Genomic DNA, 16,781 nt, shown 5'->3' on the forward strand with positions numbered 1-16,781 from the left:
TCGTGCCGGCGTCGTCGTACGGGCGTGCCGCCGGGCGTGCGCCGGATCAGGTGATTCGGCGGGATCAGGTCATCCGCGTGCGGGAACAGCCTGTGCTCGCCGAATCACCTGATCCGGGACGGGCATACGGTGCGGATGGCGCGGATGCGGCTCAGAAGCCGATCGCGGCCTGGTACCGGGGCTTGTGGCCGGTGCGGATGCCGGTCGCCGTCGGCTTGTTCTCGTACACGCCCGCCGCCCAGTTGCCCTCGACGAGGACGGGGCCGTTCGGGGTGACCACGATGTCCCAGCCGACGTACTGGATCTGCGGGACGACACGGGCGACGCGGTCGACGAACGCCACGACCTCGTCGTACAGCGGCAGCTGGAAGTCCGCGATCCGCACGCCCGACTCGGGGTGGAATTCGTGGATGTTGTCGTGCGAGTCGTAGCCCTTGCCGACGGCGTGGCCGCGCTCGTCGAGCATCGTGTAGAAGCCGCCGTAGGTCATCTGGTCGCTCACCGCGCCGCGGCCGAACTTCTGCGCGACGGCGAGGATGTGCGTCCGCTCGCCGTCGAAGAACGCGGTCACCCGCGTGGTGTTCACGGTCCCGGGGCAGACGGCGGCGAGGTCCGGATGCTGCACGATGACCTCCTCGAGCAGCAGCTCGCCGCGCTCGAGCAGCCCCCGGTGGAACTCGGTCCAGTCCGTGACGTCGGCCGCGTGGTGGCGGTGCACGCCGGTTCCCGCCTGCCCGACGGGCTCCTTCGCGACGACCGTGCCCTGCGAGGTGACGAACTCGCGGACCTCGTCGGCGTTGTCCGGGGTGACGACCAGCCAGGCGCGGTGCAGGTGGTCGGCGAACACCCGGTTGAACGCGATCTTGTCGTGGAACTGCGGACGGTAGGCCGGGGCGTCGTACTTCTGCGACAGCTGGTTCGAGACCGGGTGCGTCATGTACGTCGCGCGCTCGGCGCGGGTGAGGATCGCGAAGTCGTAGTCGGCGTAGTCCTGGAAGCCGACGTTGTGGAACCCGGCCTGCCACAGCATGTCGACCGCGATCGCGAGGGCGTTGCGGTCGTGGAGCTTCGCGGCGGTCTTCGCGCGCTCCCAGAGCGATCCGACGTCGATGCGACGGGCACGTCCGGCCAGATAGCGCAGACGGGGGGCGAGGCCGAGAGAGGGCATGCGTACTCCGGGACGAGGGATTCGGGACCCCGACAGTCTAGGGCGCCGACCTCAGCGTTCCCGGAGGACGCCGCCGATCACTTCGCGTCGGCGAGCCGCGCGGTCTCGTCGTGCCACGAGGTGGCGACGGCGCGGAGCTTCTCCTCGTACTTGCGACCGTGGTGGGCGCAGAACAGCAGCTCGCTGCCGTTCACCTCCGCGGCGATGTACGCCTGCGCACCGCACGAATCGCAGCGGTCCGCGGCGGTGAGACGGTACTCGAGCACGGCCTGCTCGCCGGATGTCATGTTCATCGCTGGACCTCCCTCAGGTGCGTTCGGAACGTGTCACGACATACAACCACGCGCCACCTGTGGGAATGCCGCCCTCCACCGGCATTTCGCTCTGCGCGTATCATGCCCCCCGGGCCCCGTGTCTGTGCGCCCCCGTGGGGGAGGTCGCGGATACGCTTGAGGATCGTGACAGCCGAGTACTCCGCCCACCATCTGCAGGTCCTGGAAGGGCTCGAGGCGGTCCGCAAGCGCCCTGGCATGTACATCGGCTCGACCGACTCGCGCGGCCTCATGCACTGCCTCTGGGAGATCATCGACAACAGCGTCGACGAGGCCCTCGGCGGTCACGGGTCCCGCATCGACGTCCTGCTGCACGCCGACGGCAGTGTCGAGGTCCGCGACCGTGCCCGTGGCATCCCGGTCGACGTCGAGCCGCGCACCGGACTCTCCGGTGTCGAGGTCGTGTTCACCAAGCTGCACGCCGGCGGCAAGTTCGGCGGCGGTTCGTACGCCGCATCCGGTGGTCTCCACGGTGTCGGCGCATCCGTCGTGAACGCGCTCTCGGAGCGCCTCGACGTCGAGGTCGACCGCGGCGGCAAGACCTGGGCGATGTCGTTCCACCGCGGTGAACCGGGGGTGTTCGCCGACGACGGCGACCCGCGCCCCGACGCACCGTTCACGCCGTTCGCCGAACGCAGCGAGCTGCGTGTGGTGGGCAAGACCGCCAAGGCGGCGACCGGTACCCGCATCCGGTACTGGGCCGACCGGCAGATCTTCACGAAGGATGCGGCGTTCTCGGCCGAGGAACTCGTGCAGCGGGTGCGGCAGACCGCGTTCCTGGTGCCGGGCCTGGAGATCGTGGTGCGCGACGAGCGCGGCGAGGAGCCGTCGGAGTCGGTGTACCGGTTCGACGGCGGCATCTCCGAGTTCGTCGACTTCCTCGCGCCCGATGCGGGCGTCACCGACACCTGGCGCATCAGCGGCACCGGCACCTTCACCGAGACCGTGCCCGTGCTGCAGCCGACCGGCGCGATGGTGCCGACCGAGGTGCAGCGAGAGTGCCACGTCGACATCGCGCTGCGGTGGGGGACCGGCTACGAGACCGTCAGCCGGTCGTTCGTGAACATCATCGCCACCCCGAAGGGCGGCACGCACCAGACCGGCTTCGAGCAGGGCCTCATGAAGGTGCTGCGCGCCCAGGTCGAGCAGAACGCCCGGCGCCTGAAGGTCGGCAACGACAAGCTCGAGAAGGACGACATCCTCGCCGGTCTCACGGCCGTGCTCACCGTGCGTCTGCCCGAACCGCAGTTCGAGGGGCAGACGAAGGAGGTGCTCGGCACGCCCGCCGTGCGTCAGATCGTCGCGTCCGTCGTGAACAAGGAGCTCGCCGCGCGGTTCTCCTCGACCAAGCGCGACGACAAGGCGCAGACCGCGCTGCTGCTGGACAAGGTCGTCTCCGAGATGAAGGCGCGCATCTCCGCGCGCAGCCACAAGGAGACGCAGCGCCGCAAGAACGCGCTGGAGTCCTCGTCGCTGCCGGCGAAGCTCGTCGACTGCCGGTCCAACGACGTGGCCGACTCGGAGCTGTTCATCGTCGAGGGCGACTCTGCGCTCGGCACGGCGAAGCTCGCGCGCAACAGCGAGTACCAGGCCCTGCTGCCGATCCGCGGCAAGATCCTCAACGTGCAGAAGGCGTCGGTGAGCGACATGCTCTCGAACGCCGAGTGCGCGTCGATCATCCAGGTGATCGGTGCCGGCTCGGGCCGGAGCTTCGACCTCGACGCCGCCCGCTACGGCAAGATCATCATGATGAGCGACGCCGACGTCGACGGCGCCCACATCCGGACGCTGCTGCTCACCCTCTTCTTCCGGTACATGCGGCCGCTCATCGAGGCCGGCCGCGTGTACGCCGCAGTGCCGCCGCTGCACCGCGTCATCATCGTGAACCCCGGCTCGAAGCCGAACGAGACCGTCTACACCTACAGCGAGCAGGAGCTCCACCGGCTGCTGGCGAAGCTCACGAAGTCCGGCCGCAAGTGGCAGGAGCCGGTGCAGCGGTACAAGGGTCTCGGTGAGATGGACGCCGAGCAGCTCGCGGTCACCACGATGGACCGCGCCGGCCGAACCCTGCGGCGTGTTCGCGTCGAGGACGCCGAGGCGGCCTCATCCGTCTTCGAGCTCCTCATGGGCAACGAGGTCGCACCGCGCCGCGACTTCATCATCAGCTCCAGCGACCGCCTGGCCCGCGAGCGCATCGACGCCTGACCCTCCCTCTCGCGCCGAGACCACATCTTCCGCGCGAGACCACATCCAATTGCATGTGGTCTCGGCGAGTGGATATGGTCTCGCGCCCCGCGCACTCGCGTGCGCGTGGCGAGTGCGCACACGTTTCGCGAACGAGCACCCGATCCGATGCGCACTCGCGAAACGGATGCGCACTCGCGGAACGGTCGGCACGCACCTGCGCCGAGACCACATCTTCCGCGCGAGACCACATCCAATTGCATGTGGTCTCGGCGAGTGGATGTGGTCTCGCGGACCGTCCGAGCACCGGGCGGGGCGGATGCGGGCGGGTCAGCCGATCGCGGTGCCGACGGCGCCGATGACGGCGTCGAGGGCCTGACCCGACGCGTCGCGCTTGGCGGTGGCGTCGGGGAGCTGGCGCACGGCGCCGTCGGGTCCGACCGCGCGGGGCTCGGCGCCGATCCACGCGAGGACGAGCTGGTCCTCGCCCTTCAGGAACCGCTGCGCCCGCACACCGCCGGTGGCGCGGCCCTTGGCGGGGAACTCCGAGAACGGCGACACCTTCGCCGAGCCCGGATCGGTGCCGGGGAGCGCCGTGGACGAACCGGCGACCGTGACGACCACGTTCTCGGCGGCCGGGTCGGCGACGTGGAACGAGACGACCTCGGCGCCGGATCCCAGACGGATGCCGGCCATGCCGCCCGCGGAACGGCCCTGCGGCCGCACGGCGGAGGCGTCGAACCGCAGCAACTGCGCGTCCGAGGTCACGAAGACGAGCTCGTGTCCGTCCGGGGCGGGCGCCGCACCGACCACGCGGTCGCCGGGCTTCAACGCGATGATCTCGACGTCGGGTTTCGCGGCGATCTCGGTGGCCGCGACGCGCTTGACCACGCCCTGGGCGGTACCGATCGCGACCACGGGCTCCGCGTCGAGCGGCACGATCGCGACGACGTGCTCGCCCTTTGCGAGGCCGAGGTACTGGTCCGCCTTCGTGCCCGGCGCGAGCTGCACCGAGTTGCCCGGCACGGAGGGCAGGTCGACGGGGGAGAAGCGCACGAGCCGTCCGGTCGAGGTGACCGCGCCCAGCTCGCCGCGCACGGTCGTGTCGACGGCGCTGCGCACCGCATCGTGCTTCGACCGGCGGGTGGGCTGCAGGATGCCGCCGGCGCCCTCCTCGTCGGAGCGGAGCGCGGCGCGCACCATCCGCCCGGTGGCGGAGAGGAAGACGCGGCACGGGTCGTCCGCGAGCTGCAGGTCCTGCACCTTCGCACCGCGCGAGCGGCTCGTGACCGGGCCCCCGTCGAGGAGGACGGTGCGCCGAGGCGTGCCGTACGCCTCCGCGGTCGCGTCGAGCTCCTTCGCGACCTGCGCACGCAGCAGCCCGTCGTTCGCGAGGAGCTCCTCGAGTCGGGCGATCTCGGCCTTCAGGTCGTCGCGCTCGGCCTCGAGCTCGATGCGCGAGAACTTCGTGAGCCGGCGCAGGCGCAGCTCGAGGATGTACTCGGACTGCACCTCGGTGAGGTCGAACACGTCCATGAGGCGTGTGCGGGCCTGCTCCGAGTCGTCGGAGGAGCGGATGACCTGGATGACCTCGTCGATGTCGAGGATCGCGATGAGGAGGCCCTCGACCAGGTGCAGTCGGTCCTTGCGCTTGCCCAGCCGGTGGCGGCTGCGACGGGTGACGACCTGGATGCGGTGGTCGAGGTAGACGCGCAGCAGCTCCTTCAGCCCGAGCGTCTGCGGCTGCCCGTCGACGAGTGCGACGTTGTTGATGCCGAACGAGTCCTCGAGCGGTGTGAGCCGGAACAACTGCTCGAGCACCGCCTTGGGGTCGAACCCGGTCTTCACCCCGATGACCATGCGTAGGCCGTGCCGGCGGTCGGTCAGGTCGGTGACGTCCGAGATCCCGGTGAGCTTCTTCGCGCCGACCGCGTCCTTGATCTTCTCGATCACGCGTTCCGGGCCCACCATGTACGGCAACTCGGTGACGATGATGCCGGTCTTGCGCGGGCCGAGCTGCTCGATCGAGGTCTTGGCGCGGGTCTTGAAGCTGCCGCGCCCGGTGGCGTACGCATCCTTGATGCCGTCGAGGCTCGTGATGATGCCGCCGGAGGGGAGGTCGGGTCCCGGCACGAACTCCATGAGCTCCTCAAGCGTGGCATCCGGGTGCTCGAGCAGGTGGGTGGCGGCGGCGACGACCTCGATGAGGTTGTGCGGCGCCATGTTCGTGGCCATGCCGACCGCGATGCCGGTGGTGCCGTTCACGAGGAGGTTCGGGAACGCGGCGGGGAGTACCTCGGGCTGCTGGAACTGCCCGTCGTAGTTCGGGATGAAGTCGACGACGTCCTCGTCGAGGTTCTCGGTGAGCGCCATCGACGGCGGGGCGAGGCGGGCCTCGGTGTACCGCGGCGCGGCGGGGCCGTCGTCGAGCGAACCGAAGTTGCCGTGTCCGTCGACGAGCGGCACGCGCAGTGCGAACGACTGCGCGAGTCGCACGAGCGCGTCGTAGATGGGCGCATCGCCGTGCGGGTGCAGCTTTCCCATCACCTCGCCGACGACGCGGGCGCTCTTCACGTGTCCGCGCTCGGGGCGCAGCCCCATCTCCGCCATCTGGAACAGGATGCGGCGCTGCACCGGCTTCAGCCCGTCGCGGGCGTCCGGCAGGGCGCGGGAGTAGATGACCGAGTAGGCGTACTCGAGGAACGACCCCTGCATCTCGGTCGAGAGATCGATGTCCTCGATCCGGCCTTCGGGCGCGGGTGCAGAGTCGGAACGCGTGGGTGTCATGGGCAGGAAGACCTCGGGTCGGCGGAGGCCGTCGGCGTGTGTGCCAGACTGGCCCCGATGTCTCTCAGCCTACCGGCGCAGCCCGCAGACGCCCGGAGCCTCACCGACGTCGTGCCGATGTCGCGCGCCGCGCTCGAGGGCACCTCGACCGTGCTGCCGCGCGTCCGCTCGGCGATCGTGCTCGTGGTCGACGGGCTCGGCGCCCGGAACCTCTCCGCCCGGAAGGCCCACGCGAGGTTCCTCGCCGCGGCGATGGCGAAGAAGGACGTCGCACGCACGGTCTTCCCGTCCACGACGGCGGCCGCGCTCACCTCGCTCCTCACGGGCGCGGCACCCGGCGAGCACGGTGTCGTCGGCTACCGGGCGATGGACCCCGCGACCGGCGAGGTCGTGAACCAGCTGAACGGCTGGGACCACGGACTGCTCGACCCCCTGACTTGGCAGCGCACCGAGCCGTTCTTCGCCGCCGACGCCGCCGTCGGCCGGCCCTGCTTCGTCGTGTCCCGTCCCGAGTACACCGATTCCGGGTTCACCGCCGCGACCCTCCGCGGCGCGCAGCCGTACGGCGAGAAGACCATCGCCGACCGGTTCGCCTTGGCCGCGCACCTTGCCCGCTCCACGCCGGGATCGCTCACCTACCTCTATGTGCCCGAACTCGACACCGTGGGGCACCGTCGCGGTGTCGACTCGGAGGACTGGGCGTTCGCGCTGGAGGAACTGGACGCCCAGGCGGCGCGGCTGCACGCGGCGGTCGGGTCGGAGGTGGGCGTGCTGCTGACGGCGGACCACGGCATGGTCGATGTCCCCGCGCACAGGCAGGTGCTCTTCGGCGAGGGCGACCTCGTGGCGGGCCTTCGTGCCGTCGGCGGCGAACCGCGCATGCTGCACCTCTACGCGGAGCCGGGGGCCGAGGCCGACCTGTACGCGGCGTGGCGCTCGGAGGACGCGCGGGCGTGGGTGCTGAGCCGCGGCGAGGCGATCGACGCCGGACTGTTCGGCCCGGCGGTCGCGGATGCGGTGCGCCCGCGGATCGGCGACGTGCTCGTCGCAGCGCGCGGTCGCGCGGCCTATTACGACGACCGCGAACCCGACACGGCGCCGCGGCGCATGGTGGGCCAGCACGGCTCGCTGACGGACGAGGAGACGACCGTCCCGCTCATCCGGCTCGGCGGCTTCGCGCGCTGATCAGCTCTCGTCGCCGCGCGCGCCGAAGACGATCTCGTCCCAGGACGGCATCGAGGTGCGGCCCTTCCGGCGGCTCGGCTCCGTCGCCTCCGGGCGCGGCTGCGGCTCCGCGCGCGGGGGCGCGGGCTGCGGGGCAGGCTCGGGATCGCGGTGCTCCTGCGGGTCGAGGAACGCGACCGGCGTGACGGGGGCGACCTTGCGCTCCTCGCCCTCACCGGTGGGGGCGGCGGCGCGCTGCCCGCGCCGGCGACGGAGCGCCTCCAGCAGGTCGGCGGTCTCCGGCGAGGTCACCGGCGCATCGGGCGCGCGCTTGATCGCGGCGTCCTGCGCGGCGTGCCGCACGGGGTCCGGCAACGGCTCGACCGTGCCGCGGGCACCGAACGCGCCGCTGTCGAAGCGCGAGTCGTCCTTGATGCCGGGTGCGTCGAGCGCTCGGAGGCGGGGGATGAGCCCCTCGGGCAGCGAGCCCTGGCGGGAGAGTTGCGTGGCGTCCGCGTTCAGCGGCGCGAGCGTGGAGCGACGCGGGTCGAACGACCACCGGGCGTCGCGCTCGACCTCGGCCGCGACGAACGTCAGCTTGACGATCCAGCCGGCCGGCTCCTTCCAGCTCGTCCACCGCTCGTCCACCGCGCCGGCCTCCGCCAGCTTCGCGCGGACCGCGGTGCCGAACGTCGTGGACGGCGCGTCGTCGAAGTCCGCGCCCATCAGCACCGGCACCGAGAGCGCCTGGCCGACGATGTACTCGCGCTCGGCCAGGACCGGCGCCTCGTACCGACGCACGTCCTCGACGCTCGCGCCGAGCACTTCGGCGACCTCCTCGGCCGAGAGTCCGGCACGGATCTGCGCCTGGACCTCACGGGGACTGGGTTTCGCGGTCGCCGGAGCGTTCTCGCGGTCGCGGCGCACGCGACGCAGTTCTGCGCGCAGCACGTCGTCGACGGGAAGCGTGTAGCGGTCACCGGCCTGCGTGGCCAGGACGAGCGCCCCGTCTTCCGTGCCGATCACCCTCAGCTTTTCCATGCGACACACGCCTCCGATCTGCCGTGTGCGCCCATGCTGACACACGCGTCGCCGGACTCCGGGAATATCCGACGCGCGCCGCGGGTTTCGGTCGTGACGGCCCCACGGATCACCGGGAATCGCATTTGCGTTCTGGGGGTCGGTCGTGCAAACTATGCCCGCCCGCCCGGAGGCGGGCGCTCCACCCGAAGAAACAGAGATACGGACGAATGGCAACGGACTACGACGCCCCCCGCAAGACCGAGGACGACAGCGAGTCGATCGAGGCGCTCAAGGAGCGCGTCCCCGACAAGCTGTCCGGCTCTGTCGACGTCGAGGACTCCGACAACCCCACGGGGTTCGAACTGCCTGGCGCCGACCTCTCCGACCTGGAGCTCGACGTGGTCGTGCTCCCGCCGCAGGACGACGAGTTCACCTGCATGAGCTGCTTCCTCGTGAAGCACCGCTCGCAGCTGGACCACGAGGAGGCGGTCGGGCCTATCTGCGCCGAGTGCTCGGCGTGAGCTGAGCGCGGCGGATCGCCGCGGCGAGCCGATCCGGGGTGCGTGAGGAGATCACCCAACTCGGGGTCGGGTCGTCCTGGTCGGTGACCGGGACGACGAGCAGCCCGTCGATCCCGCCGCGCAGCAGATGCCAGGAGCGCGCGGAGAGCTGGGGCCCCCGCGCCATCCTGGCGTCCTCCCCGAGGAGCACCTCGGGATCCCCCAGATACGAGACGTCGATGTGCGCCCGTCCGGCGCGCAGCGTCGTCCCCTCGACCGTGACGACGGGTGCGGCGAGGATGAGCACCGCCACGAGCACCACGGCGACCGCGATCCCGGCGACGAGCGCGATCACCGCGCCGGCCGGGACGAGCACGAGCATCACCATCGGTGCGCACACGGCGGCGCCGGCGAGCACCCACAGCGAGGGGGAGAGGCGTTCCCGATACCCTCGGGCGCTGGGATTCATGATCTGCATTACCCTCGTTGGGTGACGGAAAGCGTGGACATCCCCATTATCGCCGCCGCCGCCCCGGTCTTCGCCCATCCCGGCGACGCGGGCGCGGACCTCGTCTCCGCCGAGCGCGTGCGCCTCGAGCCGGGTGAGCGGGCGCTGGTCGGCACCGGCGTGCGGATCGCGCTGCCCGAGGGCCACGCCGCCTTCGTGGTGCCGCGGAGCGGCCTCGCCGCCAAGCACGGCATCACGATCGTCAACACGCCGGGCACGGTCGACGCCGGGTACCGCGGCGAGATCAAGGTCTGCCTGCTCAACACCGACCGGACCGAGGCGTACGAGATCGAACCGGGCGACCGCATCGCGCAGCTCATCGTGATGCCGGTCCCCCCGGTACGCTTCGTTCCCGTCGAGGTCCTTCCCGAGTCCTCCCGCGGCGAGGGCGGCTTCGGCTCCACCGGCTACGCCACGAACGGAGGCACCCGCGCATGACGGATGCAGCATCCACCCCCGCGCCGAAGTCCGCGCCGGACGACCGGGCCACCACCGGTCCGTTCGACGAGGCCGAGGTGAACCCGGTGCGCCCCTACATCGACCTGGGCGCCGTGAAGGTGCTCCCGCGCGAGGGCCTCAACCTGCGACTCGAGGTCGAGGAGCAGAGCAAGCGCATCGTCGCCGTGGGCCTCGACTACGCCGCGTCGACGCTGCAGGTGCAGGCGTTCGCCGCGCCCCGCTCGAGCGGCCTCTGGGACGACACGCGCGAGCAGATCCGGCAGCAGGTCCGACAGCAGGGCGGACGCGTGGAGGAGCGGACCGGCCCACTGGGTCCGGAGCTGCTCGCCGAGGTACCGGTGGCGCCGAACGCCGACGGCACGCCCGGGATGCGTCTGGCCCGGTTCGTCGGCATCGACGGACCCCGCTGGTTCCTCCGCGGCGTGATCGGCGGCGCCGCCACCGGCGATGTGGAAGCCGCGGCACAGGTCGAGGACCTCTTCCGCTCACTCGTGGTCGTGCGCGGGACCACCCCGATGCCGCCGGGAGACCTCATCCCGCTGAAGATGCCCGCCACTCCGGGCACGGCGTGAGTACACAGCAGCCGGCGCCCGACGACGAGCGAGGTTCGACCCCGCCGGCCGCCTCCGAGATCCTGGGGCAGGCGCTCGGCTCGGCCGCGCGCCGCGCCGGGATGGACCCGGCGTCCGAGGCGTCCGCGGGCCACGTCGTCTGGCGCGCGATGGGCGGATGGCGCGGCATCGCCGAGTCCGTCCTCCCGAGCCTGGTGTTCGTCGTCGTCTTCACGGTGACCCTCGACCCCGGTACGGGGCAGGGGAACCTGTGGCTCTCACTCGGCCTCTCCGTCGGGCTCGCGGCCGTCTTCACGCTCGTCCGCCTCATCTCGCGCACGCCCGCGACCGCCGCGTTCGGCGGGCTCATCGCCGCCGCCGCGGCGGCGGCACTGGCCCTGTGGACGGGACGCGGGCAGGACAACTTCCTCCTCGGGTTCGTCACCAACGGCGTGTACGGCACCGCCTTCCTCGTCTCCGTGCTCATCGGCCGGCCGCTCATCGGCCTCGCCGTGGGGTGGCTGATGAACGACGGCGTCGCGTGGCGCCGGGACCGTCGGCGCCGCCGCGTGTTCTCGTGGCTCTCGCTCGCCTGGGCCGCGCTGTTCGCGCTCCGCCTGGCCGTGCAGCTGCCGTTGTACCTGGCCGGTGCGGTCGCACTGCTCGGCACGTTCAAGATCGTGATGGGGCTGCCGCTGTTCGCGCCGCTCGTCGCCGTGACCTGGCTGGCGGCGCGATCGGCGTACGCGCGCCGCGACACCGGCGCGGCGGACCCGTCCGCACCCGTCGACGAGTGATACATTTATCTCGACATCAAGATAAATTTCCCCCAGCGCAGTAAGGCACGCCTTGCTAGCCTCCCGCCGCCGCGACGAGGGAGGATGGGGAGATCCGGGCAGGGAGACGCCTGTCCTCGCCGACGAAGGAGACGATCGTGTCGACGGTAGACAGCTTCGGTGCCAAGAGCACCCTGACGGTCGGCAGCTCCGACTACGAGATCTTCCGCCTCGACGCGGTGAAGGGTTACGAGAAGCTGCCCTTCAGCCTCAAGGTGCTGCTCGAGAACCTGCTCCGCACGGAGGACGGCGCGAACGTCACGAAGGAGCAGATCGAGGCGCTCGGCTCGTGGAACCCGGATGCGGAGCCCGACACCGAGATCCAGTTCACCCCCGCACGTGTGGTGATGCAGGACTTCACCGGCGTCCCCTGCATCGTCGACCTCGCCACCATGCGCGAGGCCGTGACGGCGCTCGGCGGCGACCCGAACAAGATCAACCCGCTCTCGCCGGCCGAGATGGTCATCGACCACTCGGTCATCGCCGACCTCTTCGGCACCGAGAACGCCCTCGAGCGCAACGTCGAGATCGAGTACGAGCGCAACGGTGAGCGCTACCAGTTCCTCCGCTGGGGTCAGACCGCGTTCGACGACTTCAAGGTCGTCCCCCCGGGCACCGGCATCGTCCACCAGGTGAACATCGAGCACCTGGCGAAGGTCGTCTACGACCGCACCGTCGACGGCGTGCTCCGCGCATACCCCGACACCTGCGTCGGCACCGACTCGCACACCACGATGGTCAACGGCCTCGGCGTGCTCGGTTGGGGCGTCGGCGGCATCGAGGCCGAGGCCGCCATGCTCGGCCAGCCCGTCTCGATGCTCATCCCGCGCGTCGTCGGCTTCAAGCTGACCGGTGAGATCCCCGCCGGTGTGACCGCGACCGACGTCGTGCTCACGATCACCGACATGCTGCGCAAGCACGGCGTCGTCGGCAAGTTCGTCGAGTTCTACGGCGAGGGCGTCGCCCAGGTGCCGCTCGCGAACCGCGCCACCATCGGCAACATGAGCCCGGAGTTCGGCTCGACCGCCGCCATGTTCCCGATCGACGACGTGACGATCGACTACCTCCGCCTCACCGGCCGCTCCGACGAGGCCGTCGCGCTCGTCGAGGCGTACGCCAAGGAGCAGTCGCTCTGGCACGACCCGTCGCGCGAGCTCGTCTTCAGCGAGTACATGGAGCTCGACCTCTCCACGGTCGTCCCCTCCATCGCAGGCCCGAAGCGCCCGCAGGACCGCATCCTCCTCTCCGAGGCCAAGACGCAGTTCCAGAAGGACATCCTCAACTACGCCGGCCCCACCGAGGAGGACTCGGTCGAGGTCGAGGGCACCTTCCCGGCCTCCGACCCGGGCACCGCGCCCGGTGTCGAGCACGAGACGATCTCCGAGGACGGCGTCTCGCACCAGCACGACATCGAGATCCTCCGCAGCGGCGCCGAGCACCCCGCATCCAAGCCGGTTCGCGTCACCACGCCCGACGGCGAGGTCTACATGCTCGACAACGGTGCGGTCACCCTCGCGGCGATCACCTCCTGCACCAACACCTCGAACCCGTCGGTCATGATCGCGGCGGGCCTGCTCGCCAAGAAGGCGGTCGACAAGGGCCTCAAGCGCAAGCCGTGGGTGAAGACCACGCTCGGCCCCGGCTCGAAGGTCGTCACCGACTACTACGAGAAGAGCGGCCTGGACAAGGCGCTCGAGGGCCTGGACTTCTACACCGTCGGCTACGGCTGCACGATCTGCATCGGCAACTCGGGCCCGCTCATCGAAGAGGTCTCCGCCGCCATCAACGAGAACGACCTCGCGGTCACCGCGGTGCTCTCGGGCAACCGCAACTTCGAGGGTCGCATCAGCCCCGACGTGAAGATGAACTACCTCGCGTCGCCGCCGCTCGTGGTCGCGTACGCGCTGGCCGGTTCGATGAACTTCGACTTCGAGACCGACGCGCTCGGCAAGGACGCGGACGGCAACGAGATCTTCCTCAAGGACATCTGGCCCTCGCCGGAGGAGGTCCAGGAGGTCATCGACAACTCGATCTCCCGCGAGCAGTTCATCAAGCAGTACGCCACCGTCTTCGACGGCGACGAGCGCTGGCAGAACCTCCCCACCCCGACCGGCCCGGTCTTCGAGTGGGACCAGGACTCCACCTACGTCCGCAAGGCGCCGTACTTCGACGGCATGGAGCTCGAGCCGAAGCCCGTCACCGACATCAGCGGTGCGCGCGTGATGGCGACCCTGGGCGACTCGGTCACCACCGACCACATCAGCCCCGCGGGCAACATCAAGGCCGGCACCCCGGCCGCGCAGTACCTCACCGAGCACGGTGTGGCGCAGAAGGACTTCAACTCCTACGGCTCGCGTCGTGGCAACCACGAGGTCATGATCCGCGGCACCTTCGCGAACATCCGTCTGAAGAACGAGATCGTGTCCGCGGTCAACGACGGCAAGATCGTCGAGGGCGGCTACACCCGTGACTTCACGCAGGAGGGCGGCCCGCAGTCGTTCATCTACGACGCGTGCATGAACTACCAGGCGCAGGGCACCCCGCTCGTCGTGTTCGGCGGCAAGGAGTACGGCTCCGGCTCGTCGCGCGACTGGGCGGCGAAGGGCACCAGCCTCCTGGGCGTGAAGGCGGTCATCACCGAGAGCTTCGAGCGCATCCACCGCTCGAACCTCATCGGCATGGGTGTCGTCCCGCTGCAGTTCCCCGCCGGCGAGAGCTGGAAGTCGCTGGGCCTGGACGGCACCGAGATCGTCTCGATCTCGGGTCTGGAGCAGCTCAACGAGGGGGTCACCCCGAAGACGGTCAAGGTCGTCTGCGAGCCGAGCGAGTTCTCGCCCGAGGGCAAGCAGACGGTGGAGTTCGACGCGGTCGTCCGCATCGACACCCCCGGTGAGGCCGACTACTACCGCAACGGCGGCATCCTGCAGTACGTGCTGCGCTCGCTCGTCTGAGCGGTCGCGCTGCGTCGGACCCCCGGCATCCGGTGACGGATGCCGGGGGTCCGCGCACATGGTAGGGGTACAGGAAACGGCCATGGCCCCGAACTAGACTTGGCCGGAAACGGTCATCCGACCCGATGCCCGTCCTCCACCGGCGGAAAGGAGAGCGATGTCGATCCTCGACTCCCTCTCGGGCCCACGTGACCTCGACGGCCTCAGCGTCGCCGAGCTCGAACAGCTCGCATCCGAGATCCGCGGCTTCCTCATCGAGAACGTCGCGCGCACCGGCGGCCACCTGGGACCGAACCTCGGCGTCGTCGAACTCACCATCGCACTCCACCGGGTGTTCGACTCCCCGCACGACCCGATCGTGTTCGACACCGGTCACCAGTCGTACGTGCACAAGCTCCTCACCGGTCGCAAGGACTTCGCCGGGCTCCGCTCCCGCGGCGGCCTCGCCGGGTACCCGCAGCGCGCCGAGAGCCCGCACGACATCGTCGAGTCCTCCCACGCCTCGAGCTCACTCAGCTGGGCCGACGGCATCTCCCGTGCGTTCGCCGCCACCGGGCGACGTGACCGTCACGTCGTCGCCGTGGTCGGCGACGGCGCCCTCACCGGCGGGATGACGTGGGAGGCGTTGAACAACATCACCGACGACAACGACCGGAACCTCGTCATCGTCGTCAACGACAACGGTCGTTCCTACGCCCCGACGATCGGCGGGATGGCGCGCTTCCTCGACCGGGTGCGCACCGCGGACACCTACCGCACGCTGCACCACGGGTCCCGCAGCGTCAGCGCCAAGCTCGGCCCCGCCGCCCGGGCGTTCTACCGCGGGATCCGCGGCGGCGCCCACGGGTTCCTCTCGCGCTTCACGAACAACGAGGCGCTCTACTCGAACCTCGACATCAAGTACCTCGGCCCGGTCGACGGGCACGACGTGCGTGCGCTCACCGAGTCGCTGGAACTCGCGAAGCGCTACGGCGCCCCGGTGATCGTGCACGTCATCACCGAGAAGGGCCGCGGCTACCAGCCGGCGATGGACGACGAGGCCGACCAGTTCCACGCGGTCGGCAAGATCGACCCGGTCACGGGGGAGACGCTGGGCGGGGTCTCCGGCACCTCCTGGACCGACGTGTTCGCCGACGAGCTCGCCAGGATCGGCGACGAGCGTGCGGACGTCATCGCCATGACGGCGGCCATGCTGCGCCCCACCGGCCTGCTCCCATTCGCGGAGCGCCACCCGGACCGGGTGTACGACGTCGGCATCGCCGAGCAGCATGCGGTGGCCTCCGCCGCCGGGCTCGCGTACGGCGGCCTCCACCCGGTCGTCGCGCTGTACGCCACCTTCATGAACCGCGCGTTCGACCAGATGCTCATGGACGTCGCGCTGCACAAGGCCGGCGTCACGTTCGTGCTCGACCGTTCCGGGGTCACCGGTCCCGACGGGCCGAGCCACCACGGCATCTGGGACCTCGCGATGCTGCAGATCGTCCCCGGCATCCGGATCGCGGCCCCGCGCGACGCGGCGCGCCTGGAGGAGGAGCTGCGCGAGGCGGTCGCCGTCGGCGACGCCCCCACCGTCGTGCGCTACCCCAAGGGCTCCGTCCCGGCGGAGCTCCCGGCGCTGGAGCGCCTGGAGGACGGATTGGACGTCCTAGCCCGTGCGGAGGCGAAGGACGTGCTCCTGGTCGGCATCGGTGCGATGGCGCACATCGCCATGGACGTCGCGGCGCGCCTTCGCGATCAGGGCATCGGCGCGACCGTCGTGGACCCGCGCTGGGTCATCCCCGTCCCCGGGTCGCTCGTCCGGCTCGCCGCGGAGCACCGGCTGGTCATCACGATCGAGGACGGCATCCGCGTCGGCGGCATCGGCACCCGCATCCGTCAGGTGCTGCGGGAGGCCGGCGTCGACACCGCGGTCGACGAGCTCGGGGTCCCCGACGCGTTCATCGACCACGCCTCGCGCGAGCAGATCCTCGCGGACGCAGGGCTCACCGCGCCGAAGATCGCCCACGACGTCGTCGCGCAGGTGCTCGGCACCCGCATCCCGGTGGCGCGCGGCGCGCAGACGAGCGAGATCCCGATGCTGCCCACGTTCACCGGGGACGAGCAGCGACGCTGAGCGACCCGCGCACGCTCGGGTGGCAGTACCTCCGGGCTCTCGCGGGCGGATGCGGCAGCATCCGCCACCTGAGGCGTCGCGGCGATGCGCGCACAGGCTCAGGTGGCAGCATCCGCGGCCTCGGGCAGCAGGAGGCAGCACGGACCGCCACCCGAGTCGCACGACTGAGCGTGGGTGCCACGGACGGTCGTGAAAGCATGGACGG

At 70.6% G+C, this 16,781-nt stretch carries 13 protein-coding genes; 8 read left to right on the forward strand and 5 right to left on the reverse strand.

The genetic code is table 11. The features are described from left to right. Nucleotides 1-151: 151 nt before the first annotated feature. Together ACWAUO_RS05515 and ACWAUO_RS05520 are read right to left on the reverse strand one after the other, a co-directional pair. Nucleotides 152-1,168, reverse strand: coding sequence for a sugar-transfer associated ATP-grasp domain-containing protein (locus ACWAUO_RS05515; protein WP_460773755.1), 1,017 nt, complete (start codon nt 1,166-1,168; stop codon nt 152-154). A gap of 77 nt (nt 1,169-1,245) precedes the next feature. Further along, nucleotides 1,246-1,461 carry a DUF7455 domain-containing protein gene (locus tag ACWAUO_RS05520; protein ID WP_460773757.1) on the reverse strand — a complete coding sequence of 72 codons (216 nt, stop codon included), beginning with the start codon at nt 1,459-1,461 and terminating at the stop codon, nt 1,246-1,248. Nucleotides 1,462-1,626: 165 nt separating this feature from the next. On the opposite strand from ACWAUO_RS05520, the gene ACWAUO_RS05525 reads away from it, so the two are divergent. After that, a complete protein-coding gene (locus ACWAUO_RS05525) occupies nt 1,627-3,705 on the forward strand; it encodes a DNA gyrase/topoisomerase IV subunit B (protein ID WP_460773758.1) in 2,079 nt (692 codons plus the stop codon). 309 nt (nt 3,706-4,014) lie between these two features. On the opposite strand, the gene ACWAUO_RS05530 is transcribed toward ACWAUO_RS05525, so the two are convergent. Then, complete coding sequence (locus ACWAUO_RS05530; protein ID WP_460773759.1) at nt 4,015-6,471, reverse strand: DNA gyrase/topoisomerase IV subunit A; 2,457 nt, start codon at nt 6,469-6,471, stop codon at nt 4,015-4,017. 57 nt (nt 6,472-6,528) lie between these two features. Here ACWAUO_RS05530 and ACWAUO_RS05535 point away from each other — a divergent pair, with 57 nt between their 5' ends. After that, nucleotides 6,529-7,656: an alkaline phosphatase family protein gene (locus ACWAUO_RS05535; protein ID WP_460773762.1), complete on the forward strand. Its 1,128-nt coding sequence runs from the start codon at nt 6,529-6,531 to the stop codon at nt 7,654-7,656. Here ACWAUO_RS05535 and sepH read toward each other — a convergent pair whose 3' ends face one another. After that, a complete protein-coding gene (gene sepH, locus ACWAUO_RS05540) occupies nt 7,657-8,676 on the reverse strand; it encodes a septation protein SepH (protein ID WP_460773764.1) in 1,020 nt (339 codons plus the stop codon). It abuts the gene before it with no gap. A gap of 209 nt (nt 8,677-8,885) precedes the next feature. On the opposite strand from sepH, the gene ACWAUO_RS05545 reads away from it, so the two are divergent. After that, nucleotides 8,886-9,179, forward strand: a complete 294-nt coding sequence (locus ACWAUO_RS05545; protein ID WP_460773765.1) for a DUF4193 domain-containing protein — start codon at nt 8,886-8,888, stop codon at nt 9,177-9,179. Here the strand turns inward: ACWAUO_RS05545 and ACWAUO_RS05550 are convergent. After that, nucleotides 9,154-9,636: a DUF3093 domain-containing protein gene (locus ACWAUO_RS05550; protein ID WP_460773766.1), complete on the reverse strand. Its 483-nt coding sequence runs from the start codon at nt 9,634-9,636 to the stop codon at nt 9,154-9,156. The two genes, ACWAUO_RS05545 and ACWAUO_RS05550, sit on opposite strands and share 26 nt — an antisense overlap. Before the next feature lie 12 nt (nt 9,637-9,648). On the opposite strand from ACWAUO_RS05550, the gene dut reads away from it, so the two are divergent. The 5 genes from dut to dxs all read left to right on the forward strand — a co-directional run bounded on the left by dut (nt 9,649) and on the right by dxs (nt 16,576). Continuing rightward, a complete protein-coding gene (dut, locus tag ACWAUO_RS05555) occupies nt 9,649-10,104 on the forward strand; it encodes a dUTP diphosphatase (RefSeq protein ID WP_460773768.1) in 456 nt (151 codons plus the stop codon). Then, the gene (locus tag ACWAUO_RS05560) at nt 10,101-10,697 is read left to right on the forward strand and encodes a DUF3710 domain-containing protein (protein ID WP_460773770.1); all 597 of its coding nucleotides are present in this window, start codon (nt 10,101-10,103) and stop codon (nt 10,695-10,697) included. The genes dut and ACWAUO_RS05560 overlap by 4 nt, the downstream gene beginning before the upstream one ends. Beyond that, the gene (locus ACWAUO_RS05565) at nt 10,694-11,473 is read left to right on the forward strand and encodes a DUF3159 domain-containing protein (protein ID WP_460773772.1); all 780 of its coding nucleotides are present in this window, start codon (nt 10,694-10,696) and stop codon (nt 11,471-11,473) included. Before ACWAUO_RS05560 ends, ACWAUO_RS05565 begins: the two co-directional genes overlap by 4 nt. 134 nt (nt 11,474-11,607) lie before the next feature. Then, nucleotides 11,608-14,463 carry an aconitate hydratase gene (locus tag ACWAUO_RS05570; RefSeq protein ID WP_460774359.1) on the forward strand — a complete coding sequence of 952 codons (2,856 nt, stop codon included), beginning with the start codon at nt 11,608-11,610 and terminating at the stop codon, nt 14,461-14,463. 157 nt (nt 14,464-14,620) lie between these two features. After that, entirely contained in the window at nt 14,621-16,576 is a 1,956-nt protein-coding gene (dxs, locus tag ACWAUO_RS05575; RefSeq protein ID WP_460773773.1) for a 1-deoxy-D-xylulose-5-phosphate synthase, read from the forward strand. The last annotated feature ends 205 nt before the right edge of the window (nt 16,577-16,781 follow it).

The sequence above is a fragment of the Microbacterium sp. GXF7504 genome, from assembly GCF_054798235.1.

What these genes read in the sequence shown, in the direction of transcription:
- sepH (WP_460773764.1), bottom strand. Translation starts at nt 8,676, where the DNA reads ATGGAAAAGCTGAGGGTGATCGGCACGGAAGACGGGGCGCTCGTCCTG.
- ACWAUO_RS05515 (WP_460773755.1), bottom strand. Translation starts at nt 1,168, where the DNA reads ATGCCCTCTCTCGGCCTCGCCCCCCGTCTGCGCTATCTGGCCGGACGT.
- ACWAUO_RS05530 (WP_460773759.1), bottom strand. Translation starts at nt 6,471, where the DNA reads ATGACACCCACGCGTTCCGACTCTGCACCCGCGCCCGAAGGCCGGATC.
- ACWAUO_RS05535 (WP_460773762.1), top strand. Translation starts at nt 6,529, where the DNA reads ATGTCTCTCAGCCTACCGGCGCAGCCCGCAGACGCCCGGAGCCTCACC.
- ACWAUO_RS05560 (WP_460773770.1), top strand. Translation starts at nt 10,101, where the DNA reads ATGACGGATGCAGCATCCACCCCCGCGCCGAAGTCCGCGCCGGACGAC.
- ACWAUO_RS05520 (WP_460773757.1), bottom strand. Translation starts at nt 1,461, where the DNA reads ATGAACATGACATCCGGCGAGCAGGCCGTGCTCGAGTACCGTCTCACC.
- ACWAUO_RS05550 (WP_460773766.1), bottom strand. Translation starts at nt 9,636, where the DNA reads ATGCAGATCATGAATCCCAGCGCCCGAGGGTATCGGGAACGCCTCTCC.
- dxs (WP_460773773.1), top strand. Translation starts at nt 14,621, where the DNA reads ATGTCGATCCTCGACTCCCTCTCGGGCCCACGTGACCTCGACGGCCTC.
- ACWAUO_RS05545 (WP_460773765.1), top strand. Translation starts at nt 8,886, where the DNA reads ATGGCAACGGACTACGACGCCCCCCGCAAGACCGAGGACGACAGCGAG.